The 21,257-nt window shown below is 66.0% G+C and carries 19 protein-coding genes, 1 pseudogene and 2 riboswitches; of the genes and pseudogenes, 14 read left to right on the top strand and 6 right to left on the bottom strand.

Features of this window, described 5'->3' with window-relative positions; genetic code table 11:
- Positions 1–8: 8 nt before the first annotated feature.
- The gene (locus tag ACTHJ1_RS04280; protein ID WP_440188198.1) at positions 9–1,253 is read right to left on the bottom strand and encodes an NAD(P)/FAD-dependent oxidoreductase; all 1,245 of its coding nucleotides are present in this window, start codon (positions 1,251–1,253) and stop codon (positions 9–11) included.
- A gap of 96 nt (positions 1,254–1,349) precedes the next feature.
- On the opposite strand from ACTHJ1_RS04280, the gene ACTHJ1_RS04285 reads away from it, so the two are divergent.
- From ACTHJ1_RS04285 to ACTHJ1_RS04310, 6 genes are all read left to right on the top strand, one after another.
- Positions 1,350–2,546 (top strand): NAD(P)/FAD-dependent oxidoreductase, encoded by a 1,197-nt coding sequence (locus ACTHJ1_RS04285; RefSeq protein WP_440188201.1) that lies wholly within the window; start codon positions 1,350–1,352, stop codon positions 2,544–2,546.
- A 57-nt stretch (positions 2,547–2,603) separates the two neighbouring features.
- Positions 2,604–2,693: riboswitch (glycine riboswitch) on the top strand.
- Positions 2,694–2,711: 18 nt separating this feature from the next.
- A riboswitch (glycine riboswitch) is annotated at positions 2,712–2,832 on the top strand.
- 89 nt (positions 2,833–2,921) lie between these two features.
- Positions 2,922–4,022 (top strand): glycine cleavage system aminomethyltransferase GcvT, encoded by a 1,101-nt coding sequence (gcvT, locus tag ACTHJ1_RS04290; protein ID WP_440188204.1) that lies wholly within the window; start codon positions 2,922–2,924, stop codon positions 4,020–4,022.
- Positions 4,023–4,064: 42 nt separating this feature from the next.
- Positions 4,065–4,442 (top strand): glycine cleavage system protein GcvH, encoded by a 378-nt coding sequence (gene gcvH / locus ACTHJ1_RS04295; RefSeq protein ID WP_440188207.1) that lies wholly within the window; start codon positions 4,065–4,067, stop codon positions 4,440–4,442.
- Between the two features lie 69 nt (positions 4,443–4,511).
- Positions 4,512–7,385 (top strand): aminomethyl-transferring glycine dehydrogenase, encoded by a 2,874-nt coding sequence (gene gcvP, locus ACTHJ1_RS04300; RefSeq protein ID WP_440188210.1) that lies wholly within the window; start codon positions 4,512–4,514, stop codon positions 7,383–7,385.
- A 107-nt stretch (positions 7,386–7,492) separates the two neighbouring features.
- On the top strand, positions 7,493–7,960 hold the full coding sequence (locus ACTHJ1_RS04305; RefSeq protein WP_440188213.1) for an N-acetyltransferase family protein: 468 nt from the start codon (positions 7,493–7,495) through the stop codon (positions 7,958–7,960).
- Positions 7,960–8,352 (top strand): RNA-binding S4 domain-containing protein, encoded by a 393-nt coding sequence (locus ACTHJ1_RS04310; protein ID WP_440188216.1) that lies wholly within the window; start codon positions 7,960–7,962, stop codon positions 8,350–8,352. The genes ACTHJ1_RS04305 and ACTHJ1_RS04310 overlap by 1 nt, the downstream gene beginning before the upstream one ends.
- Here ACTHJ1_RS04310 and ACTHJ1_RS04315 read toward each other — a convergent pair.
- On the bottom strand, positions 8,349–9,122 hold the full coding sequence (locus tag ACTHJ1_RS04315) for a CDP-diacylglycerol diphosphatase (protein ID WP_440188219.1): 774 nt from the start codon (positions 9,120–9,122) through the stop codon (positions 8,349–8,351). The genes ACTHJ1_RS04310 and ACTHJ1_RS04315 overlap by 4 nt on opposite strands.
- A 224-nt stretch (positions 9,123–9,346) precedes the next feature.
- Between ACTHJ1_RS04315 and ACTHJ1_RS04320 the strand changes: the two genes are divergently transcribed.
- Positions 9,347–9,784, top strand: coding sequence for an N-acetyltransferase family protein (locus tag ACTHJ1_RS04320; RefSeq protein ID WP_440188222.1), 438 nt, complete (start codon positions 9,347–9,349; stop codon positions 9,782–9,784).
- 36 nt (positions 9,785–9,820) lie between these two features.
- Positions 9,821–10,225: a VOC family protein gene (locus ACTHJ1_RS04325; protein ID WP_440188225.1), complete on the top strand. Its 405-nt coding sequence runs from the start codon at positions 9,821–9,823 to the stop codon at positions 10,223–10,225.
- Between the two features lie 19 nt (positions 10,226–10,244).
- Here the strand turns inward: ACTHJ1_RS04325 and ACTHJ1_RS04330 are convergent.
- Positions 10,245–11,654: pseudogene (locus ACTHJ1_RS04330) on the bottom strand (PLP-dependent aminotransferase family protein).
- Positions 11,655–11,865: 211 nt separating this feature from the next.
- On the opposite strand from ACTHJ1_RS04330, the gene ACTHJ1_RS04335 reads away from it, so the two are divergent.
- The 3 genes from ACTHJ1_RS04335 to ACTHJ1_RS04345 all read left to right on the top strand — a co-directional run bounded on the left by ACTHJ1_RS04335 (position 11,866) and on the right by ACTHJ1_RS04345 (position 15,873).
- Positions 11,866–13,149 (top strand): aspartate aminotransferase family protein, encoded by a 1,284-nt coding sequence (locus tag ACTHJ1_RS04335; protein WP_440188250.1) that lies wholly within the window; start codon positions 11,866–11,868, stop codon positions 13,147–13,149.
- 49 nt (positions 13,150–13,198) lie between these two features.
- Complete coding sequence (locus tag ACTHJ1_RS04340) at positions 13,199–14,692, top strand: CoA-acylating methylmalonate-semialdehyde dehydrogenase (RefSeq protein WP_440188228.1); 1,494 nt, start codon at positions 13,199–13,201, stop codon at positions 14,690–14,692.
- A 104-nt stretch (positions 14,693–14,796) separates the two neighbouring features.
- On the top strand, positions 14,797–15,873 hold the full coding sequence (locus ACTHJ1_RS04345; RefSeq protein ID WP_440188231.1) for a YdgA family protein: 1,077 nt from the start codon (positions 14,797–14,799) through the stop codon (positions 15,871–15,873).
- Between the two features lie 57 nt (positions 15,874–15,930).
- Here ACTHJ1_RS04345 and ACTHJ1_RS04350 read toward each other — a convergent pair whose 3' ends face one another.
- Positions 15,931–16,422 carry a dihydrofolate reductase gene (locus ACTHJ1_RS04350; RefSeq protein ID WP_440188234.1) on the bottom strand — a complete coding sequence of 164 codons (492 nt, stop codon included), beginning with the start codon at positions 16,420–16,422 and terminating at the stop codon, positions 15,931–15,933.
- 96 nt (positions 16,423–16,518) lie between these two features.
- Between ACTHJ1_RS04350 and ACTHJ1_RS04355 the strand changes: the two genes are divergently transcribed.
- Both ACTHJ1_RS04355 and fghA read left to right on the top strand, forming a co-directional pair.
- On the top strand, positions 16,519–17,628 hold the full coding sequence (locus tag ACTHJ1_RS04355) for an S-(hydroxymethyl)glutathione dehydrogenase/class III alcohol dehydrogenase (protein WP_440188237.1): 1,110 nt from the start codon (positions 16,519–16,521) through the stop codon (positions 17,626–17,628).
- A gap of 16 nt (positions 17,629–17,644) precedes the next feature.
- A complete protein-coding gene (fghA, locus tag ACTHJ1_RS04360; protein ID WP_440188240.1) occupies positions 17,645–18,478 on the top strand; it encodes an S-formylglutathione hydrolase in 834 nt (277 codons plus the stop codon).
- A gap of 60 nt (positions 18,479–18,538) precedes the next feature.
- Here the strand turns inward: fghA and ACTHJ1_RS04365 are convergent, their stop codons facing one another.
- On the bottom strand, positions 18,539–19,510 hold the full coding sequence (locus ACTHJ1_RS04365; protein ID WP_440188242.1) for a thymidylate synthase: 972 nt from the start codon (positions 19,508–19,510) through the stop codon (positions 18,539–18,541).
- A gap of 10 nt (positions 19,511–19,520) precedes the next feature.
- Entirely contained in the window at positions 19,521–19,946 is a 426-nt protein-coding gene (locus ACTHJ1_RS04370) for an OsmC family protein (RefSeq protein ID WP_440188245.1), read from the bottom strand.
- Between the two features lie 254 nt (positions 19,947–20,200).
- Between ACTHJ1_RS04370 and coq7 the strand changes: the two genes are divergently transcribed.
- On the top strand, positions 20,201–20,872 hold the full coding sequence (gene coq7, locus ACTHJ1_RS04375) for a 2-polyprenyl-3-methyl-6-methoxy-1,4-benzoquinone monooxygenase (protein ID WP_440188252.1): 672 nt from the start codon (positions 20,201–20,203) through the stop codon (positions 20,870–20,872).
- Positions 20,873–21,257: the final 385 nt, after the last annotated feature.

Consider the following 21,257-nt stretch of genomic DNA (forward strand, 5'->3'; position numbering starts at 1 on the left):
GCGGGTCGTCAGAACCGATCGATCGAGAACGGCGCGAGGATGCGCAGATCGTCGGGCCGGCCGGCCATGGCGCCGGCGATAAGCCTGCCGGTGTTGGCCGACCCCGTCAGGCCCAGGTGGCCGTGGCCGAAGGCGCACCACAGCCCGGGGCTGTCGGGCACCGGGCCAAGCACCGGCATGGAATCGGGCAGGCAGGGGCGGTGCCCCATCCAGACGGAGGGGGCGGCGGTGTCCAGCTGCGGCAGGCCGGCGCGGGCATGCTCTCCCAGCAACAGAGCGCGCCGGGTCGACGGCTTGTGCGTCAGGCCGCCGAACTCCACCGTGCCGGCCAGGCGCAGGCCGGTTTCCATGGGCGTGATGAAGACCTTGCGGTCGGCCAGCACGACTTGATGCGTGAGCGTGAGATTGGGGGCGGGCAATTCAAGGTGATAGCCGCGCTGGGTTTCCAGCGGCACGTTCCAGCCTCGCTCGGCGAGCAGCGGCCGGGACCACGCTCCGGCGCAGATCACCACGCGCTCGGCCTGCCAGCGGCGCGTGCCGTCCGACAGCGTCCAGCCCGATGCCTCGGCCTGCATCGACCGGACAGCGGCCTGCACGAACGTGGCCTGCAACTCGGCCAGACGCGCAGCCAGAGTCCGGGCATAGCGCAGGGGGTTGGCCACCCAGCCTTCGGTGGGCAGGAAGACGCCGACGCGGTAGCCCGGGCCGACATCCGGCTCCATGGCCTCGATGGTGGGGCGGACGACTTTTTCCAGGTGCAGGCCATGCTCTTGCTTGAGCGCCCACGAGCCTTCGTCCTTGGCGTAGCTGGCTTCGTCGGGATAAAGATGGAGCTGGCCGGCGCGGCGGATCAGGTCGCCGGCGCCCAGCTCGGCGGCGATCTGCGTATGCGCCTGGACCGAACCGCGCAGCAGATCGGATAGCGCTGCGGCAATGGCCCGCACCCGCTCCGGCTTGGCCTGGGCTGCGAAGCGCGACAGCCAGGGGGCGGCGCGCAGCCAGTAATAGGCCGGTACGTGCAGCGGGCTGCGCGAATCGAGCAGCATCGAGAACGCCGTCTTGAGTATGCCGGGCGTGGCCAGCGGCACCACCGAGCGCGACGACAGCGCGCCGGCATTGCCGGACGAGCACTGCGACCCTGGCGGATTGGGGTCGAACAGGGTGACGGCATAGCCCGCCTGCCTCAGAGCGTAAGCGGTGCACAGGCCGACGATGCCGGCGCCGACGATGGCGATGCGTTCGCCTTGCTGCATGAGAGATCCCTTCTTGCGTAGCGCGTCAGCGCGCGCGTCGAGTGATGATAGCGCTCCGTGCGCCGGCGCTGCGCCGCGATCTGGTCAAATAGCGCCATGAGCGATTCTTTCGACGTTGCCGTGATCGGCGCCGGCGCGGCCGGCATGATGTGCGCCGCGGTAGCGGGCCAGCGCGGCTTGCGCGTGGCGCTGATCGACCACGCCGAAAAGCTGGCCGAGAAAATCCGCATTTCGGGCGGCGGGCGCTGCAACTTCACTAACGTCGGCGCGGGCCCGGCCAATTTTCTGTCGGAGAATCCCCACTTCTGCCGCTCGGCCCTTGCCGGCTATACCCCGCGCGATTTTCTCGATCTGGTGCGCAGCCACCGCATCGCCTGGCACGAGAAGCACCGCGGCCAACTGTTTTGCGATGAATCCAGCGAAGCCATTATCGATATGTTGCGCGCCGAATGCGGGCAGGGCGGCGTGACCTGGCGCATGCCTTGGGAAGTGCGCGAGATTGCGCGCGGCGGCGCGGGCTATGACCTGCGCACGAGCCAGGGCCTGCTCCACGCGGGCAAGCTGGTGATCGCCACCGGCGGCATGGCCATTCCACAGTTGGGCGCCACCGATTTCGGCTTGAAAGTGGCGCGCCAGTTCGGCCTGAAGGTCGTCGAGCCGCGCCCTGCGCTGGTGCCGCTGACCTTCGACGCCGCGCAGTGGCAGCCCTTCGCGGAACTCTCCGGCGCGGCGCTGGAGGTCGATCTTCACACCGGGCACGGCAAGGCCGTCGGCCGTTTTCTGGAAGACCTGCTCTTCACGCACCGCGGCCTGTCGGGGCCGGCCATTTTGCAGATATCGAGCTACTGGAACCCCGGCCAGCCCATTGAAATCGACCTTGCCCCGGAGCGCGACATGGCCGAAGCGCTGCTGGCGCTCAAGCCCGGCAGCAGGCAGCAGCTGCAGACCGTGCTGAGCGAGTTGTGGCCCAGGCGTCTGGCGGAAACCTGGCTGCGCGTGGCGGGCGTGAGCGCCGGCGCGAGGCTGGCCGACCTGTCCGATAAGGCCTTGCGCGCACTGGGCGAGCGCATCCACCGCTGGCAGCTCGTCCCCACCGGCACCGCCGGCTATAAGAAGGCCGAAGTCATGCGCGGCGGCGTGGATACGCGCGGTCTGGATCAGAGGTCCATGCAGGCCAAGGCCGTTCCCGGCCTGCATTTCATCGGCGAAGCCGTGGACGTGACCGGCTGGCTGGGCGGCTACAACTTCCAATGGGCCTGGGCCTCGGGCGTGGCCTGCGGCCGCGCCCTGTAACCCGGGTTTTCCTAGACAAGAACCCCGGGCAGGCCGGTTATACTGCGTGCAGCTGTCATGCAGCGTGCGGGAGAGAGCGGGCATTGCCCGCCGCCGAAGGCGCAATTCGCCCAGAATCGCTCAGGTAACCCATACCGCACCTGCCCGGCGCCGACATCGGTGCCGAAACAGCACTCTGGAGAGACCTGGCGCCCTTTGTATGCGGGCAGCCCAGGCGCCGAAGGTGCAAACCCGCCGTCCACACCGACGCGGGGCAACTCTCAGGCAAAAGGACAGAGGGGCGGAACATCGGCCGGTGACGCGAGTCGTCCGGAGCGTTTTCCGCTTCCGTCGCCGGCATTGCGTAAACCGACCGTAGCCACGGAGTCCTCCCGCATGTCCGCACCTTTGCAGCGCACCCCGCTTTACGAAGCCCACCTCGCCGCCGGCGCCCGCACCGTCGACTTCGGCGGCTGGGACATGCCCGTCAACTACGGCTCGCAGATCGAGGAGCACCACGCCGTGCGCCAGGCCAGCGGCATGTTCGACGTGTCGCACATGCTCAACGTCGACCTGACCGGCGACGGCGCCTACGACTTCCTGCGCCGGCTCATCGCCAACGACGTGGCCAAGCTCACCACGCCGGGCAAGGCGCTCTACAGCTGCATGCTCAATCCGCAGGGCGGCGTGATCGACGATCTCATCGTCTATTTCTTCGCGTCCGACGCCTGGCGCGTGGTGGTCAACGCCGGCACCGCCGAGAAAGACGTGGCGTGGATGCGCCGCGTCGCCGCTTCGGGCAAGTTCGACGTGGCCATCACCCCGCGCCGCGACCTGGCCATGGTGGCCGTGCAAGGCCCCGAGGCGCGCGCCAAGGTCTGGGCTGTGCGCCCGACCTGGAAGGCCGCCACGGAAAATCTCACGCCTTTCTCGGGCGCGGCATTGGACGGCGACACGCTGGTGGCGCGTACCGGCTACACCGGCGAAGACGGCTTCGAGATCGTGCTGCCGGCCGGCGAGGCCACGGCCTTCTGGAACGACCTCGCCGCCGCGGGCGTGCGGCCCTGCGGCCTGGGCGCGCGCGACACGCTGCGCCTGGAAGCCGGCATGAATCTTTACGGCCAGGACATGGACGAGCTCATCCATCCCGACCAGGCCGGCCTGACCTGGACCGTCTCGCTCAAGGACGCCGCGCGCCGCTTCATCGGCCGCGACGCCATCGAGCAGTTCGCCACGCCTGCCGCGTTTGTCGGCCTCAAATTGCTCGACCGCGGCGTGATGCGCTCGCACATGAAGGTGCAGGCCGCGCTGGGCGAGGGCGAAGTCACCAGCGGCACCATGTCGCCCACGTTGAACGTATCGGTGGGTTTTGCCCGCCTGCCCGTCGGCGTCAAGCCCGGCGACGCCGTGCAGGTGGACATCCGCGGCAAGTGGGTGCCCGCCCAGGTCTGCAAGATGCCTTTCGTGCGCAACGGCAAGGCCGTCGAACACGCTTGATTGCACCGCTTGAATCTCAACTCATCCTTCCAGGAGCTCACCATGAGTCTGCCCACCGATCGCAAGTACACCGAGTCCCATGAATGGGTGAAGGCCGAAGGCGATGTCTTCGTCATCGGCATTACCGACAACGCCCAGAACCAGCTGGGCGACATCGTCTTCGTCGGCGACGTCGACGTCGGCGCCAAGCTCGGTGCGGGCGATACCGCCGCCGTCGTCGAGTCGGTCAAGGCCGCTTCCGACATTTATGCGCCGGTCGCCGGCGAGGTCGTCGCCTTCAACGATGCGCTCGACGCCAATCCGTCGGCCATCAACGAATCGCCCTACGACGCCTGGATCTTCAAGATCAAACCGAACAACGCCGCCGATGCCGACGGCCTGATGGACGCCGCCGGCTACGCCGCGGCCAACGGTCTGTAATCGACGTCGTCGACGGCCGCGCCGGCTTCGTCCTGCGTGGCCCGTATCCCTGTTTACCGAGATAGCCCCATGCCGAGCGCCCTGGACACCCATACCGATTTCATTCCCCGCCACATCGGCCCCACCGAGGCCGACCAGGCCAAGATGCTGGCCGCCGTGGGCAGCCCCAGCCTCGATGCCCTGATCGGCGAAGTGGTGCCCCCGGGCATCCGGCTGACGCATCCGCTGACCCTGCCCGCTTCGCGCGACGAAGCCGACGTGTTGGCCGAACTGCGCGGCATTGCCGGCAAGAACCAGGTGCTGCGCAACTACATCGGCCAGGGCTACTACGGCACGCATACGCCCAACGTCATCCTGCGCAACATTCTCGAGAACCCCGCCTGGTACACGGCCTACACGCCCTACCAGCCCGAGATTTCGCAGGGCCGCCTGGAGGCGCTGCTCAACTACCAGACCATGGTGGCCGATCTCACGGGCCTGGACATCGCCAATGCGTCGCTGCTGGATGAAAGCACCGCCGCCGCCGAAGCCATGACGCTGGCGCACCGCAGCGCCAAGAGCAAGAGCAATGTGTTCTTCGTGTCCAAGCATTGCCATCCGCAGACCATCGAAGTGGTGCGCACGCGCGCCGAGGGCCTGGGCATCGAGATCGCCGTGGGCGACGAGTCCCAGGGCCTGCCCGAGTGCTACGGCGTACTGCTGCAATATCCGCACAGCCTGGGCGGCGTGAGCGATTACAAGGCGCTGGCCGAATCCGTGCACGCGCAGGGCGGCGTGGTGGCCTGCGCCACCGACCTGCTGGCCCTGGCGCTCCTGGCCTCGCCCGGTTCCTGGGGCGCCGACATTGCCGTCGGGTCGGCCCAGCGCTTCGGCGTGCCTTTCGGCTTCGGTGGCCCGCACGCAGGCTTCATGGCCTGCAAGGACGCGCACAAGCGCAACCTGCCCGGCCGCCTGGTGGGCGTGTCCAAAGACGCGCAAGGCAACACCGCGATGCGCCTGGCGCTGCAGACGCGCGAACAGCACATCCGCCGCGAGAAGGCCACCTCGAATATCTGCACCGCGCAGGTGCTGTTGGCGGTGATGGCCGGCATGTATGCGGTGTGGCACGGCCCGGCCGGCATCGCGCGCATCGCCGAGCGCGTGCAGCGCTATACCGCGATCCTGCGCGAAGCGCTGGTCATGCTGGGCGTGCGGGTGGGCAACGACACGTTCTTCGATACGCTGCTGCTGCATACCGGCTCGAACACCGGCGCCATCGTGGCCGCCGCCGAAGCGGCCGGCATCAACCTGCGCCGCGTGAGCAGCACCAACCTGGCCGTGTCGCTCGACGAAACCGTGACCGCGCAAGACCTGCAGGCGCTGGTGAACGTTTTCGGCGCCGGCCTGCAAAAGAGCGTGGGCATGCTCAATGTCGAGGCGCTGGCAGAGAAGGTCGCCAGCGGCATTCCGGCCGCGCTGCGCCGCGAAGGTCCCATCCTGTCGCATCCCGTTTTTTCGAGCGTGTCGTCCGAGACCGACATGCTGCGCTATCTGCGCAAGCTGGCCGACAAGGATCTGGCGCTGGACCGCAGCATGATCCCGCTGGGTTCGTGCACCATGAAGCTCAACGCCACGGCCGAGATGATTCCGGTGACCTGGCCCGAGTTCGCCCATCTGCATCCCTATGCGCCCGCCTCGCAGACCAAGGGCTATCGCGAGCTGATCGAGCGCCTGTCCGCCGCGCTGTGCGAGATCACCGGCTACGACAACATCAGCCTGCAGCCCAACTCGGGCGCGCAGGGCGAGTACGCGGGCCTCTTGGCCATCCGCGGCTATCACCGCGCCAACGGCCAGGCCCAGCGCAACATCTGCCTGATCCCGTCGTCGGCGCACGGCACCAACCCCGCCTCGGCCAATCTGGCCGGCATGGACGTGGTGGTGGTCGCCTCCGACGACAAGGGCAATGTCGACATCCCCGACCTGAAGGCCAAGATCGCGCAGGTGGGCGACAAGCTGGCTGCGCTCATGATCACCTATCCGTCCACCCACGGCGTGTTCGAAGAGGCGGTCGTCGAGATCTGCGATCTGGTGCATGCCGCCGGCGGCCAGGTCTACATGGACGGCGCCAACATGAACGCCATGGTCGGCCTGGCCCAACCCGGCAAATTCGGCTCCGACGTCTCGCACCTGAACCTGCACAAGACCTTCTGCATCCCGCACGGAGGCGGCGGGCCGGGCGTGGGGCCGGTGGCGGTGCGCGCACATCTGGCGCCCTATCTGCCGGGCGTGCTGGATTCGCAAGGCAAATTGCCCGAAGGCAGCAAGACCGGTCCGGTGGCGGCAGCGCCTTTCGGCTCGGCCAGCATTCTGCCGATTTCTTTCGTGTATATCGCGCTCATGGGCGCCGAAGGCTTGAAGCGCGCCACCGAAGTGGCCATCCTCAATGCCAATTACATCGCTACGCGCCTGAAGCCGCATTATCCCGTGTTGTATTCCGGCCGCAACGGCCGCGTGGCGCACGAGTGCATTCTCGATCTGCGCCCGCTCAAAGATGCCACCGGCATCTCGGGCGAGGATGTGGCCAAGCGCTTGATCGACTACGGCTTTCACGCGCCGACCATGAGCTTCCCGGTGGCCGGCACGCTGATGGTCGAACCCACCGAATCGGAAGGCCTGCACGAGATCGACCGCTTCGTCGATGCGATGATTTCCATCCGTGAAGAGATCGCCCAGATCGAACGCGGCGAACGCGATGCGCAAGACAATGTGCTCAAGAACGCACCGCATACCGCGCAGATGCTGCTGGCCGAAGAATGGCACCATGACTATCCGCGCCAGCAGGCCGCTTATCCTCTGGCGAGCCTGCGCGACGGCAAGTACTGGCCGCCGGTGGCGCGCGTCGACAATGTCTACGGCGACCGCAATCTGGTGTGTTCGTGCCTGCCCGTCGAGGCGTATGCTTGAGGCCGTAGCAATGCCGAAACCCGGGCGCGCTCGTCCGGGGGTCTGAAACGAAAAGAGGCGGCTGCGTGCCGCCTCTTTGCATTTTTTGCGGAACGAAGGTGCATAGGATGAACAGGAATTTCGTTGTGCGGCCGATTCAAGAGGCGGATTTTTCTTCGTGGAAAGTGCTCTGGGACGGCTACAACGCGTTTTACGGCCGCTCGGGCGACACGGCGCTCGATCCGCAGGTCACGGCGGCCACGTGGGGGCGATTTTTTGACGGCGACGAGCCCGTGCACGCGCTCGTGGCGCAGGGCGAGGACGGCGGCCTGCTGGGGTTGGCGCACTATCTTTTTCACCGCAGCACGCTCAGCCTGGGCCCTACCTGCTATCTGAATGATCTGTACACGGCCGAGGCCGCGCGAGGCCAGGGCGTAGGCCGCGCGTTGATCGAGGCGGCCCACCAGTGCGCCGCCGACGCGGGCGCCACGCGCTTGTATTGGCATACGCAAACGACCAACGCCACGGCCCGCAGGCTTTACGACGCCGTGGGAGAGGATTCGGGCTTCATGGTCTATCGCAAGGCCGTGCTCTGATGGCCGACAAAATCCGCCTCGACAAATGGCTCTGGGCAGCGCGCTTCTACAAGACGCGCAGCATTGCAGTGGACGAGATCGGCAAGGGTCGGGTCCATGTGAACGGCGCGGTGGGCAAGCCTTCGCGCGAAGTGGGGCCAGGCGACCTGCTCAGCATCCGCAAGCAGGACCTGGTGTTCCACATCGAGGTGCGCGGCGTGAGCGGCGCGCGCGGCCCGGCGCCGGTGGCGCGCCAGTTGTACGAAGAAACGCCGGAAAGCATCAAGGCGCGCGAACGCGCCGCCACGCTGAGGCACCTGGCGCCCGAGCCGGCGCGCGATATCGGCGAAGGCCGGCCGACCAAGAAAGACCGGCGCACCATCGACAGCTTCCGGGGGCGTCAGCCCGGCTAAGGCCTGCCGACATCGTTGCAGGCGTGATCTTGCAATTCCTCCGACGAGCCCGGATTGGCATACGGACCGCGGGCCTGGTAGTACCCGTCCACGACGAAGAATCCGCCCGGCGCTGTCGCCATGAAGATCGAGTTGTCGCCGATGGCCTGCCCGCGGACCTCGGCCTGCTCGAGCACTTTCCCGTAAGGGTGTACGTCGGCCGCCGACGTTGCCGCGACGCGCATGAGTCGATAGAAGTGATTGTTCAAGCGCGCGTCCACCCAGGTTCCCTGTGCAGCGTCGTCGTAGGCCGACAGTGCGTTGCGCGTGGCTTGCGAGATGCAGTCGATGTGGATGTGCAGCTGATTCTGCGAACGCCCCTTGGCCGAATTGATCGCCAGGCTCATCAATGCGTCCGGCACGTGCGTGCCCAAGGCCTTGCTGACATAGTCGCGGTTTTCCCAGGCATCGCCGAAGTAGTCGGGCGAGCCGGGCTGCGCCAGCGCCGGGCTTTCCATGCCCGCCACGCGCGCGGTGGGTATCAGCAGATACTGCCCTTTGCCGCGGATGTCCTTGAGCAGGGCGTAGCCGCCCGGACTCACCTTGGCGCATTTGCCCGGCCCTTTGCCGGCGGCTTCCGACGGCACGCACGACTGGCTGACGATCTGCCACAGCGCGTCGGGGTTGTGGACGTAGACGACCGCCTGGCAGCCCAGGAGCAAGGCTGCGGTGACGAGTAGGCCGGTCGCGGCTTGCAGGAGCCGTCGGGGGGGCGCGGATAGGCGTGGCATGAAGAGCGCTCGCGCGGTTTTCGAAGAAGAGATTTTGCCCATAATCGCGCTTCGCTTTGAAGGGTTGATGTTAATTTTTGTATGTACAAAAATGACGAGGACCGCTACGTCGCACCAGGCTACATATATTCGCACGCTTGTATTGCGTGGTTTGTACGGATCGAGCGAATGCGCAATTGGCTGCGCGCAGACTGGGTCGAGGGATCTTCGCACGCCGTATAACCATGCCGCAAAAACTCTCCACCCGCCCGGCAACGTCCGACGACTTGTCTTTCCTCATGCGGCTGCGCAAGCTGACGATGCACGAACATCTGGAACGCGCCGGCGAGCGGCTCGACGACGATTTGCATCGTCAGCGCGTCATGGCGCATTTCGATGCGGCCAACATTGTCTGCCTCGAGGGAATTCCCGTGGGCCTCTTCAAGCATTACCGTACGCAAGAGGAATGGGTGCTGGTGCAGATCCAGCTATTGCCCGAGCATCAAGGCCAAGGCTTGGGCGAACGCTTGATCCGGGGCCTGTTGAGCGAGGCCAGGCAGGCTGGTCTGCCCGTCGCGCTCAGCGTGCTGCGCGGCAGTCCGGCGCGCAGGTTGTATGAACGGCTCGGCTTCGAAGAAAGGGCCGTGCGCGGCAACGAATTCGATATGCTGTGCCGTCCTTGACCCTGCTTGAGCCCACCCGAGAAGAATGAACCGTTCATGATCTCCCACACTTATATCGGCATCAACGACTTCGAGCGCGCCTTCGCGTTTTATTCTAAGGTGATGACGGCCCTGCGGCTGGAGCTCAAGTTTTGCGAGCGCGATAAACCTTGGGCGGGTTGGAAGGCGCCGGATGCGCCGCGACCCTTGTTCCTCGTAGGTCGTCCCTATGACGGCAATCCCGCGGGTCGTGGCAACGGGCAGATGATCGCCCTGCTGGCGCCGGACCGCGCCGCGGTCGACGACGCGCATGCACAGGCGTTGGCGCACGGCGGCGCGTGCGAAGGTCCGCCGGGACTGCGGCCTCACTACCATCCCGACTATTACGGCGCCTATTTCAGAGATCCGGAAGGCAACAAACTCTGCGTCTGCTGCCATGATCCGGCGCAGACGGCCGTCTGATGCCGGCGCAGTCGCCGCATCACGCCTTGCGCAAAAAACGCCACAGCGCCTCGTCGAGCGAATAGGCGACGTTAAAGCGTATCCAGGGCAGATCCGTTTCGTTCACGTCGAAGTAGGATCCCGGCGCCAACCAGATGCCTTCTTGCGATGCCCGCCGCGCCAGAGCGTTGGCGCCTTGCGCTTTCGCGCCGGCGGCACGAGCCCATAGAAACAATCCTGCCTGCGGCCGCGCCGCAAGCTCGAAACCCGCCGCGTCCATCCGCGCCTCGACGTCGGCATGCGCCTGCGCCAGCCGTTCGCGCGTGCGCAGAATGTGTCCGCGATAGCGGCCTTCGCGTATGACCTGGTGCACGATGCGCTCCATGATCTCCGGCGAGGTCAGGCCCACCGCCATCTTGGTGCGCGCGAGATCGCGCATCAGGTCGCGGTGGGCGACCAGATAGCCCACGCGCACCGAGGGGCTGATGACCTTGGAATAACCGCCCAGATACACCACGCGCTGCAGCCCGTCGAGCGCGGCCAACTACGGTGCGACGCCGGGCAGGAGCTCGCGCGAGATGTCGTCTTCCACCACCCACCTGCCGTGCTGCTGCGCCAGCTGCAGCAGGCGAAAGGCTGTGGCCATGGTCACGGTCGTGCCGCTGGGGTTCTGCAGCACGGTATTGACGAAGATCGCGCGCGGCTTGTGTTCGCGGGCTATGCGGTCCAGCGCGTCGCAGTCGGGCCCCGCCGCGCCTCGCGGCACGCCCAGCGCGCGCATGCCGGCCAGGCGCAGCAGGGGCAGAAGATTGGCGTAGCCGGGCTGCTCGACCAGCACCGTGTCCCCGGGCCGCAGCAGGGTGCGTATAACCAAGTCCAGGCCGTGCGTTACGCCCTGGGTCAGCATGACCTGATCGGCCTCGGCCTGCAGGCCGTGGGCTGCCAACGCGTCGATGATGGCTTCACGCAGAGGGGCATGTCCGTAGGGGTGGCCGTAGCCGGGGATGCGCAGCGCAGGCACGCGGCCCATATGGCGCAGGGCCTGGTGCAGGCCTTCCTCGTTGAGCCATTCGCGCGGCAGCCAGCCGCAGCCGGCCTTGATGGGGATGGAGTGATCGACATAAATATCCGACAGCAGCCAGTCCGCGCCCAGCGTGGGCGGCTGCCAGGCCGCGGGCGACGCCGTGGGGCGAGGGGCGGCGCCGCCGGCAGCGATTCGATAGCCCGAGCCGGGCCGCGCCGTCAGCCATCCCTGAGCCGCCAGCCGTGCATAGGCGCCCGCCACGGTGTAGGTGCTGATGCCATGCTCGCGCGCGAAGGCCCGCACCGACGGCACGGACATGCCGGGCCGCAGCGTCTGCCCGGCGATAGCCCGGGCATAGGCCTCCACGATCTGGTCGACAAGTGTATTGGCCCCATCTCGCGCCCGGTCGGGTTGAAAATCGATCATGCCGTGGGGATCCTTCAGAAGAATCGGAACGAAAGACCAATACGGTTGTTCGTGTACTGCCAATACAGTTAGTGCCTTATCTTGAGATTGTATATGTTCATGGACTGCGGCCAGGACCAAAATCGCATCACCTTTTTATCGGGTGGGCCCCGCGCGTCCATCCTGTTTTCCGGAGCCCGCCATGGCCGATCTCGACCTTTCTCATCTGTGGATGCCTTTCACCGCCAACAAGCAATTCAAGGCGCAGCCGCGCCTGCTGACCGGCGCTTCCGGCATGTACTACACCTCGTCCGACGGCCGTCAGGTCCTGGACGGCACGGCCGGTCTGTGGTGCGTGAACGCCGGCCACGGCCGCGCTGAAATTATTCAGGCCATCTCCAGGCAGGCCGCCGAGCTCGATTACGCGCCGGCCTTCCAGTTGGGCCATCCGCTGATTTTCCAGGCCGCCACGGCGGTGGCCGACATCATGCCCAAGGGCATGGACCGCATCTTTTTTACCAACTCGGGTTCCGAGTCGGTCGATACCGCGCTCAAGATCGCGCTGGCCTACCACCGCGCGCGGGGCGAGGGTCAACGCACACGCCTTATCGGCCGAGAGCGCGGCTATCACGGTGTGGGCTTCGGCGGCATCTCGGTGGGCGGCATCTCGCCCAACCGCAAGGTGTACTCGGGCGCGCTGCTGCCCGGCGTTGACCACATCGCCCATACGCACAATCTGGAAAAGAACGCCTTCTCCAAGGGCCAGCCGGCCTGGGGTGCGGAACTGGCCGATGATCTGGAGCGCGTGATCGCGCTGCACGATCCATCGACCATCGCCGCGGTGATCGTCGAACCTCTGGCGGGCTCCACCGGCGTGCTGGTTCCGCCCGCGGGCTATCTGGAGCGCCTGCGCGAGATCACCGCCCGGCACGGCATCCTGCTGATTTTCGACGAGGTCATCACGGCGTTCGGCCGCCTGGGCGCGGCCACTGCCGCCGAGCGTTTCGGCGTCACGCCGGATATCCTCACCATGGCCAAGGGCCTGAGCAATGCGGCCGTGCCCTGCGGCGGGGTGGCGGTGCGCCGCGAGGTGCATGATGCCGTCGTCAACGCCACGGCGACCGGCATCGAGCTGTTCCACGGCTATACCTACTCGGGCCATCCGCTGGCCATGGCAGCGGTGGTAGCCACGCTGGACATCTATCGCCGCGAAGGGCTGTTCAAACGCGCCGCGGAGATGGCACCGGCATTCGAGGCCGCGGCCCATTCGCTCAAGAGCGCCAGGCACGTGGTGGACGTGCGCAACCTGGGCCTGGTGGCAGGCATCGAACTCAAGTCGCGCGACGGCGCAGTGGGCGCGCGCGCCACGGAAGTATTCCAGAAATGCTTCGACCAGGGGCTGCTGGTGCGCTACACCGGCGAGATTCTGGCGGTGTCGCCGCCCCTGATCATTTCCGAAGCGCAGATCGCCGAGATGTTCGAACGCATCGGCTCCGTGCTGGCGACGGTGGACTGATTCACACCCTCCATTTTCGCAGTATTCATATTTACGACGAGAAAATTCCATGAAGCAGTTGACGCATTTCATCAATGGCCGGCCATTCGAGGGCCGCAGCGGCCGCTACACCGAAGGCCATAACCCCGCCACCGGCGAACTGACGCGCGCGGTGCCGCTGGCCGATGCGACCGAGGTCGATGCCGCCGTGCAGGCCGCCGCCGCGGCGTTTCCGGCCTGGTCCGAAACGCCGCCGCTCAAGCGCGCCCGCATCCTGTTCAAGTTCAAGGCCCTGCTCGAGCAGCATCAGGACGAGCTGGCCGAGCTCATTACGCGCGAGCACGGCAAGGTCTTTTCCGATGCGCAGGGCGAAGTCGTGCGCGGACTGGAAGTGGTGGAGTTCGCCTGCGGTATTCCGCATCTGCTCAAAGGCGACTACACCGACCAGATCGGCGGCGGCATCGATAACTGGACCATGCGCCAGCCGCTGGGCGTCGTCGCGGGCATCACGCCTTTCAACTTTCCGATGATGGTGCCGTGCTGGATGTTCCCGGTGGCGCTCGCCTGTGGCAATACCTTCGTGCTCAAGCCTTCCGAGCGCGACCCCTCGTGCGCCAATCGCGTCGCCGAACTGCTCAAGCAGGCCGGGCTGCCCGACGGCGTTTTCAACGTGGTGCACGGCGACAAGGCCGCGGTCGATGCGCTGATCGCCCATCCCAAGGTCGAAGCGCTGTCTTTCGTAGGCTCGACGCCCATCGCCGAATACATCTACACCGAGGGCACCCGGCGCGGCAAGCGCGTGCAGGCCCTGGGCGGCGCCAAGAATCACATGGTGGTCATGCCCGACGCCGATCTGGATCAGGTCGTCGACGCCCTGATGGGCGCAGCCTACGGCTCTGCCGGCGAGCGCTGCATGGCGATCTCGGTGGCCGTGATGGTGGGCGATGTGGCCGATCGGGTCGTCGAGCGCCTGGTGCCGCGCGTCAAGTCGCTGGTGATCAAGGACGGCATGGAGCGCGACGCCGAGATGGGGCCGGTGGTCACGCAGCAGCATCGCGCCAAAGTCCTGAGCTACATCGAGGACGGCATCGCCTCGGGCGCCAAGATGCTGGCAGACGGCCGCGAAATGAAAGTGCCCGGCCGCGAGGGCGGATTCTTCCTGGGCGGAACGCTGTTCGACCACGTCAGGACCGATATGAAGATCTACCGCGAAGAGATCTTCGGGCCGGTGCTCTGCGTTGTGCGCGTGCCCGATTTTGCCAGCGCGGTCGAGTTGATCAACGCCCACGAGTTCGGCAACGGCGTGGCGTGCTTTACCTCCGACGGCGGCATTGCGCGGGCTTTTGCGCGGCAGATCAAGGTGGGCATGGTGGGCATCAACGTGCCCATTCCGGTGCCCATGGCCTGGCATTCGTTCGGCGGCTGGAAGCGTTCGCTGTTCGGCGATCACCATGCCTACGGCGAAGAGGGCGTGCGCTTCTACACGCGCAACAAGAGCATCATGCAGCGCTGGCCCGACAGCATCGCAAAGGGCGCCGAGTTCACGATGCCGGTGGCAAAGTAAAGGCAGGGAGCCGCGCGAGATCGCGGCAGGTCATTCAAGTACCATAGAGCCGCGTCGGAAGGTTTCCGGCGCGGTTTTTTTATCGATTCGATTCGGGATTTCACATGAAAAAATCAGCGATTGCCGGCGGGATTGCCGTCGTCCTGGTCGTGGGCTGGCTGGGTGGCACCTGGTATACGGGCAAGCGCCTGCAGGCCGAGGCGCCCGAGCGGCTGGCCGAGCTGAATCAGCGCCTGGTCCAGGTCTATCCCGCTTATGGCATGAAGATCGAACAGCTGAGCTATGTGCGCGGCCTTTTCTCTTCGCATGCGCGCTATGGCCTGACCATGGTGGGCAAGAACCGCGACGCCAGCGATCCCGTGCTGCCTGCCGGCGTGCTGCAGGTGGACGTGACGGCCTACCACGGGCCCTTCCCGCTGCAAGCGCTATCGCACGGCATCGTCGGGCCGCGCCTGGCCTGGGTGCACAGCGAGATCGCCCAGACCGACGCGGCCAAGGCGCTGTTCGCGGCGGCGCACGGCAAGACGCCGGTTTCGAGCAATATTGCCTTCTCTTACGGCGGCAAGACCCAGAGCACGCTGGACGTGGCCCCCCTGGATTTCACCTACAAAGGCCACAAGATCGTGTTCGGCGGCGCGCAGTCGCACAGCAAGTTCAACCGCGCCACGCAGGACCTGCAAAGCACGACGGAGTTCGCTTCGCTGTCGGTCGACGGCACGGATCTGGGCGGCGGGCAGGTTTCGATCCAGGCCAATCCCCAGTCGCTGGCGATCGATCCCCTGATCTGGAAGACCGGCAAGGGCGAAGGCAGGTTCATGATGACGGCCAAGGGGCAGTTTCCGCAGAACGATCCGGCGCAGCCGGCCGATGCGAACACGGCCAAGCCTACGCTGGATTCCCTGTCGGCCAAGCTGGTGCTGTCCAAGGCCATGCTCAACGAGTTGACGGCGAGCTATCTGGTGATCGCGCAAGGGGTGAGCCGGCAAGACGCCGACAAGGCCGCGCCCAGGCAGGTGAACGGCGTAGCGGGCGTCGGGATGATGCTGGGGCTGATACGCGACGATGGCGCCAATCTGGTGACCGACGTGCAGTACGGAAAAGGGAAGCTGTCCATCAACGGGCATGAGCGCGATGCCGGGGAGTTGGAGCAGATGCTGCCAGGGGGCGGCAATAGCAATTGATTGCTGTTGCGGTCGCTTGGCGTTTCTAGTCTCCAGTTCGCGGGTGGTGCGCACTTCTCAGTTTTTCGATCGCTCGTACGTCACGAAGTCGTATCGCAAGCCGTTTTCTTCGGGTTGCGCTTGGCGGTCGGTTTCGCGCCATTGGTTTTGCGGCAGCTCGGGGAACCAGGCGTCGCCGTCGATCCGGGCGTGCACCTCGGTGGCCACGATGCGGTCGGCGGTGGGCAAGGCCAGGGCGTAGAGCTGCGCGCCGCCGATGATGAATGGCTCCGCGTCGTTCGTGCAGGCGTCCAGCGCGGCTTGCAGCGATGTCACGACGACGGCGCCCGCGGCGGCGTAGTCGGCCTGGCGCGTGACGACGATGTTGGTGCGGCCCGGAAGGGGGCGGCCCAGGGATTCCCAGGTTTTGCGGCCCATGATGATGGGGTGGCCCAGCGTCGTGCGCTTGAAGTGCGCCAGGTCGCCCGGCAGTTTCCAGGGCAGGCCGTTGTCGCGTCCGATGACGCGGTTGCTGGCGTAGGCGACGATGAGGGTGAGGCGGGGCGGCATGGCGGTGAGGATTCGATCGGAGTAAATAAGGGCGGTTCGTTGCTGCGCTTACTATATACGGTCGTATAAGACTCTCTTTTTTTCGTCGGGGTTGTTATGAAATCACGTGCCGCCGTGGCTTTTGCGCCGGGCAAGCCTCTGGAAATCGTCGAGATCGACGTCGCGCCGCCTAACAAGGGCGAGGTGCTGGTCAGGATCACGCATACGGGCGTGTGCCATACCGATGCCTTCACGCTGTCGGGCGATGATCCCGAAGGCCTGTTTCCCGTGGTGTTGGGCCACGAGGGCGCAGGCATCGTGGTGGAAGTCGGCGAGGGCGTGACCAGCGTCAAGCCGGGTGATCACGTCATTCCGCTCTACACCGCCGAATGCGGCGAGTGCCTGTTCTGCAAGTCGGGCAAGACCAATCTGTGCGTGGCCGTGCGCGCCACGCAAGGCAAGGGCGTGATGCCCGACGGCACCACGCGCTTTTCCTATCAGGGCAAGCCCATCTATCACTATATGGGCTGCTCGACCTTCAGCGAATACACGGTGGTGGCCGAGGTGTCACTGGCCAAGATCCATCCCGACGCCAATCCCGAGCATGTCTGCCTGCTGGGTTGCGGCGTGACGACCGGCATCGGGGCCGTGCACAACACGGCCAAGGTTCAGCCGGGCGATACGGTGGCCGTGTTCGGACTGGGCGGCATCGGGTTGGCGGTGATCCAGGGCGCGCGCCAGGCCAAGGCGGGGCGCATCATCGCGGTCGATACCAACCCCGGCAAGTTCGAGCTGGCCAGGACGTTCGGCGCCACCGATTGCGTCAACCCCAAAGATCACGACAAGCCCATCCAGCAGGTCATCATCGAGATGACGGGCTGGGGCGTGGATCACTCTTTCGAGTGCATCGGCAATGTCAACGTCATGCGCGCCGCGCTCGAATGCGCGCACCGCGGCTGGGGGCAGTCCGTCATCATCGGCGTGGCCGGCGCGGGGCAGGAAATCTCGACGCGGCCTTTCCAGTTGGTGACCGGCCGCAGCTGGAAGGGAACCGCCTTCGGCGGTGTGAAGGGCCGTTCGCAATTGCCGGGCATGGTCGAAGACGCCATGCAGGGCAAGATCGAGCTCGCACCCTTTGTCACGCACACGCGTCACCTGGACGAGATCAACGAGGCCTTCGACTTGATGCACGAGGGCAAGTCGATCCGCACGGTCGTCAGTTATTGAAAGAGGCCATGCAATCATGGATCGCATCGAAGAGCACGCCAGCCACGGCGGATCGCAACAGGTCTGGAAGCATGCGTCGTCGACGCTCGGCTGCGAGATGCGGTTCGGCATCTACCTGCCCGAGGCGGCCTTGCGCGGCGAGGCCTGCCCCGTGCTGTACTGGCTTTCGGGCCTGACCTGCACCGAGCAGAACTTCATCACCAAGGCGGGCGCCCAGGAACATGCGGCACGCCACGGGCTCATCGTGGTCGCGCCCGACACCAGTCCGCGCGGCGCGCAGGTGGCCGACGACGCGGCCTACGATCTGGGGCAGGGCGCGGGCTTTTATCTCAATGCCACGCAGCAGCCTTGGGCGGCGCATTACCGCATGTACGACTATGTGGTCGACGAGTTGCCGGGCTTGATCGAAGCCGCGTTTCCCGCGACGGACCGGCGCGCGGTCAGCGGGCATTCGATGGGAGGTCATGGCGCACTGGTGGTCGCCTTGCGCAATCCGGGCCGCTATCGCAGCGTGTCGGCGTTCGCCCCGATTGTTGCGCCGAGTCGGGTGCCGTGGGGCCGGAAGGCGTTCTCGGCCTATCTCGGCATCGATATGAAGGCCTGGGAGCAGTACGACGCCACCGAGCTGATCAAGCATGCAAGCGAGCGCCTGCCGCTATGGATCGATCAGGGCGAGGGCGACGAATTTCTCGCAAGCCAGCTGCAGCCGCGCCTGTTGCAGGCCGCCGGCGAGGCGGCCGGGCATCCCGTGCACCTTGCGCTGCGGCCCGGTTACGACCACAGCTATTACTTCGTCGCCAGTTTCATCGGCGAGCATATCGCTCGCCATGCTCAGGCGCTGCGCAGCTAGTGCGGTGTTCTGCGCGGCAAGGCGCCACGGCGCTTTGCCGCGTCGAACGCCGCTTTCGCGTCAAACCGCCATGGGGGCCGTCAGCGGCGGGTGATGCGCATAGCCCGCCAGCGTGAAGTCCGCAGGTTCCACGCGCTCCAGCCAATCGGGTTCGTACTTGCCCGTGACGGCATAGTCGGGAATGCGGTCGGACAGTTCCAGGCGCGGCGCGGCATGCGGCTCGCGCGCGAGCTGCTCGCGCAGCATGGGCAGATGGTTTTCGTAGATGTGCGCATCGCCGATGAAGTACGAGAACCAGCGCGGCTTGTAGCCGGTGAGCCGGCCGACCAGATGCAGCAGGGCTGCGCCTTCGGCGAGGTTGAAGGGCGTGCCCAGACCCACGTCGTTGCTGCGGATGTACAGGCACAGCGAGATCTCGCGCGTGCCGGCGTTGGGCAGAAACTGATAGAGCAGGTGGCAGGGCGGCAGCGCCATTTCTTCGAGCTGCGCCCAGTTCCAGCCGTGGAACAGAATACGCCGGTCGCCCGGGCGTTCGATGATGGTGTCCAGGCACTGGCGCAGTTGATCCACTGCCTTGTACAGCAGCACATGCGCCTGGCCGTTCTCTTCGATGTCGGCCACTTTGGCGTAGCCGCGCGCCAGCGCGTCGGCGATCTGCGCCGGGCGATCTGCGGGCAGCGATTTGTAGGCCGGCCACTGGCGCCACTGCACGCCGTAGACCGGGCCCAGGTCGTCCGCACCTTCGCGGTAGGGGTTGGCCAGCCACTGCGCGTTTTCATTGGCGTTCTGATCCCAGACCTTGCAGCCCAGCGCGCGAAAATCCGCCGCGCTGCGCGTGGCGCGCAGAAAGCCCACCAACTCGCCGATGGCCGATTTGAATGCCAGCTTCTTGGTGGTGACGGCGGGAAAGCCTTGCTGCAGATCGAAGCGCAGCGCGGCGCCCGGCAGCGACAGCGTGCGTACGCCGGTACGGTTCTCCTGCCAGCTGCCCTGGTCGATGATGGTGCGGACGAGGTCTAGGTACTGTTTCATCGCTGGGCGTTCAGGGGGCTTCGACAATGTCGACGCTGAAGGTGAGTGCAGCGGTCTTTTCCAGCATGGCCGAGGCCGAGCAGTATTTTTCGTGCGACAGCGCCACGGCGCGCTCGACGGCTTCGCGCGGCAGATTGCGGCCGGTGACGGTGAAGGCGAAGTGGATTTTGGTGAAGACCTTGGGGTCGGTGTCTGCGCGCTCGGCTTGAAGCTTGACGCTGCAGCCGGTCACGACGTGGCGGCCGCGCTTGAGGATGAGCACGACGTCGTAGGCGGTGCACCCGCCGGTGCCGACCAGGACCATCTCCATGGGGCGCGGCGCCAGGTCATGGCCGCCGCCATCGACGGCGCCATCCATTACGGTGACGTGGCCGGTGCCGGTGCTGGCGGTAAAGAGCATGCCCGAGGGGCCGCCCCAGTCGACGGTGCATTCCATTTTTTGAGTCCTTTGAGTGCGATTCGGGTTCTGCAGTCCGAGTTCTTCTTTAGTCGCTGCGGCTGCCCTGCGGAATTCCGATGCTCGCCGCTTCCGCGACTGCGCTTCGGATTCCTCCGGGGTCCGCAGCTCGCGCTGTCTGCGGTTGGAGAACCGATGATTCAGGAATCGATATTACCCCGGCGCGTAAAATGTCCCTTTCATGACCCTGCCGGAACATCGCCATGCCGTCCATGCCCCTGCCATTGACCCAGATGCTCGCCAAGCTGCCCCGGCCGTCGCGGCCTGCGCTGCGGCCCGGCTTTGTCGACGGGCTGCTGGACGAAGCCGACCGCGCCTTGCGCGTGCTGTCGGGCGCGGCGGCGGCGGGCAGGCCGTATCCCGCAACGGCCGACGAGCCCGCCGGCCTGCTTTCCGACCGGGAAAAGCGCCACGCCGCCGGCCTGATGCGTGTCAATCATGTGGGCGAGGTCTGCGCCCAGGCCCTGTATCGCGGCCAGGCCGTGGGCTGCCGCGATGAAGCCGCCCGGACCTTGCTGCGCGAAGCCGCCGCCGAAGAGGTCGACCACCTGGCCTGGTGCGGCCGCCGCCTGAACGAACTGGGCAGCCGCCCCAGCCTGCTCAACCCGCTCTGGTACGCCGGCTCGTTCGCCCTGGGCATGCTGGCCAGCTACGCCGGCGTGCCGCGCAACCTGGGTTTCATGGCCGAGACCGAGCGCCAGGTCGAGGCGCACCTCGAAGGGCACCTGCAGACGTTGCCCGGGCCGGACCAGCGCTCGCGCGAAGTGGTGCAGCGCATGAAAGACGACGAAGCAGGCCACCGCGACAGCGCCGAGCGCGCGGGCGGCGTCGCCTTGCCGCCCCTGGCGCGAGGCGCCATGCGGGCCATGTCCAAGGTCATGACAGGCACGGCGTATTGGCTTTGATACAACTAGACTCAAAAAAATCTTGCGCTGCACCATTTTCTTGAGTATTATGGTTTCCACGGATGCCGAAACGCAGACAGCAAGGTTGAAAAGCAAGTCCAACCCCCCTCTGCAGCGATCCCTAAGCTGGCGAGCAACACCCCAGCCCAGGTCGATCCCGACATGCCAAGGTTGTCTCCTCCACCCTCCTCCTTTGGTGGATTTAGCCCGAGATCTTTCGATCTCGGGCTTTTTTTTCGACCAAATTAATACGACCCCATTTCCAGTAAGCCTCAAATGCAGTCCGGCATCCGGCGGGTATGCCCCGGGAGCGCCTAAGTGACGGGGCAGTCCCGAAGGGACTTTGGCCGCCTAAGGCGGCGGCCAAACCCGGCACTTCGAAGCG

Origin of the sequence: Bordetella sp., from assembly GCF_051960075.1 — a bacterium.
Taxonomy (GTDB): domain Bacteria; phylum Pseudomonadota; class Gammaproteobacteria; order Burkholderiales; family Burkholderiaceae_B; genus Bordetella.

Coding starts and splice junctions, on each gene's coding strand:
- ACTHJ1_RS04280 (WP_440188198.1), bottom strand. CDS start 1,253: ATGCAGCAAGGCGAACGCATCGCCATCGTCGGCGCCGGCATCGTCGGC.
- ACTHJ1_RS04285 (WP_440188201.1), top strand. CDS start 1,350: ATGAGCGATTCTTTCGACGTTGCCGTGATCGGCGCCGGCGCGGCCGGC.
- gcvT (WP_440188204.1), top strand. CDS start 2,922: ATGTCCGCACCTTTGCAGCGCACCCCGCTTTACGAAGCCCACCTCGCC.
- gcvH (WP_440188207.1), top strand. CDS start 4,065: ATGAGTCTGCCCACCGATCGCAAGTACACCGAGTCCCATGAATGGGTG.
- gcvP (WP_440188210.1), top strand. CDS start 4,512: ATGCCGAGCGCCCTGGACACCCATACCGATTTCATTCCCCGCCACATC.
- ACTHJ1_RS04305 (WP_440188213.1), top strand. CDS start 7,493: ATGAACAGGAATTTCGTTGTGCGGCCGATTCAAGAGGCGGATTTTTCT.
- ACTHJ1_RS04310 (WP_440188216.1), top strand. CDS start 7,960: ATGGCCGACAAAATCCGCCTCGACAAATGGCTCTGGGCAGCGCGCTTC.
- ACTHJ1_RS04315 (WP_440188219.1), bottom strand. CDS start 9,122: ATGCCACGCCTATCCGCGCCCCCCCGACGGCTCCTGCAAGCCGCGACC.
- ACTHJ1_RS04320 (WP_440188222.1), top strand. CDS start 9,347: ATGCCGCAAAAACTCTCCACCCGCCCGGCAACGTCCGACGACTTGTCT.
- ACTHJ1_RS04325 (WP_440188225.1), top strand. CDS start 9,821: ATGATCTCCCACACTTATATCGGCATCAACGACTTCGAGCGCGCCTTC.
- ACTHJ1_RS04335 (WP_440188250.1), top strand. CDS start 11,866: ATGCCTTTCACCGCCAACAAGCAATTCAAGGCGCAGCCGCGCCTGCTG.
- ACTHJ1_RS04340 (WP_440188228.1), top strand. CDS start 13,199: ATGAAGCAGTTGACGCATTTCATCAATGGCCGGCCATTCGAGGGCCGC.
- ACTHJ1_RS04345 (WP_440188231.1), top strand. CDS start 14,797: ATGAAAAAATCAGCGATTGCCGGCGGGATTGCCGTCGTCCTGGTCGTG.
- ACTHJ1_RS04350 (WP_440188234.1), bottom strand. CDS start 16,422: ATGCCGCCCCGCCTCACCCTCATCGTCGCCTACGCCAGCAACCGCGTC.
- ACTHJ1_RS04355 (WP_440188237.1), top strand. CDS start 16,519: ATGAAATCACGTGCCGCCGTGGCTTTTGCGCCGGGCAAGCCTCTGGAA.
- fghA (WP_440188240.1), top strand. CDS start 17,645: ATGGATCGCATCGAAGAGCACGCCAGCCACGGCGGATCGCAACAGGTC.
- ACTHJ1_RS04365 (WP_440188242.1), bottom strand. CDS start 19,510: ATGAAACAGTACCTAGACCTCGTCCGCACCATCATCGACCAGGGCAGC.
- ACTHJ1_RS04370 (WP_440188245.1), bottom strand. CDS start 19,946: ATGGAATGCACCGTCGACTGGGGCGGCCCCTCGGGCATGCTCTTTACC.
- coq7 (WP_440188252.1), top strand. CDS start 20,201: ATGCTCGCCAAGCTGCCCCGGCCGTCGCGGCCTGCGCTGCGGCCCGGC.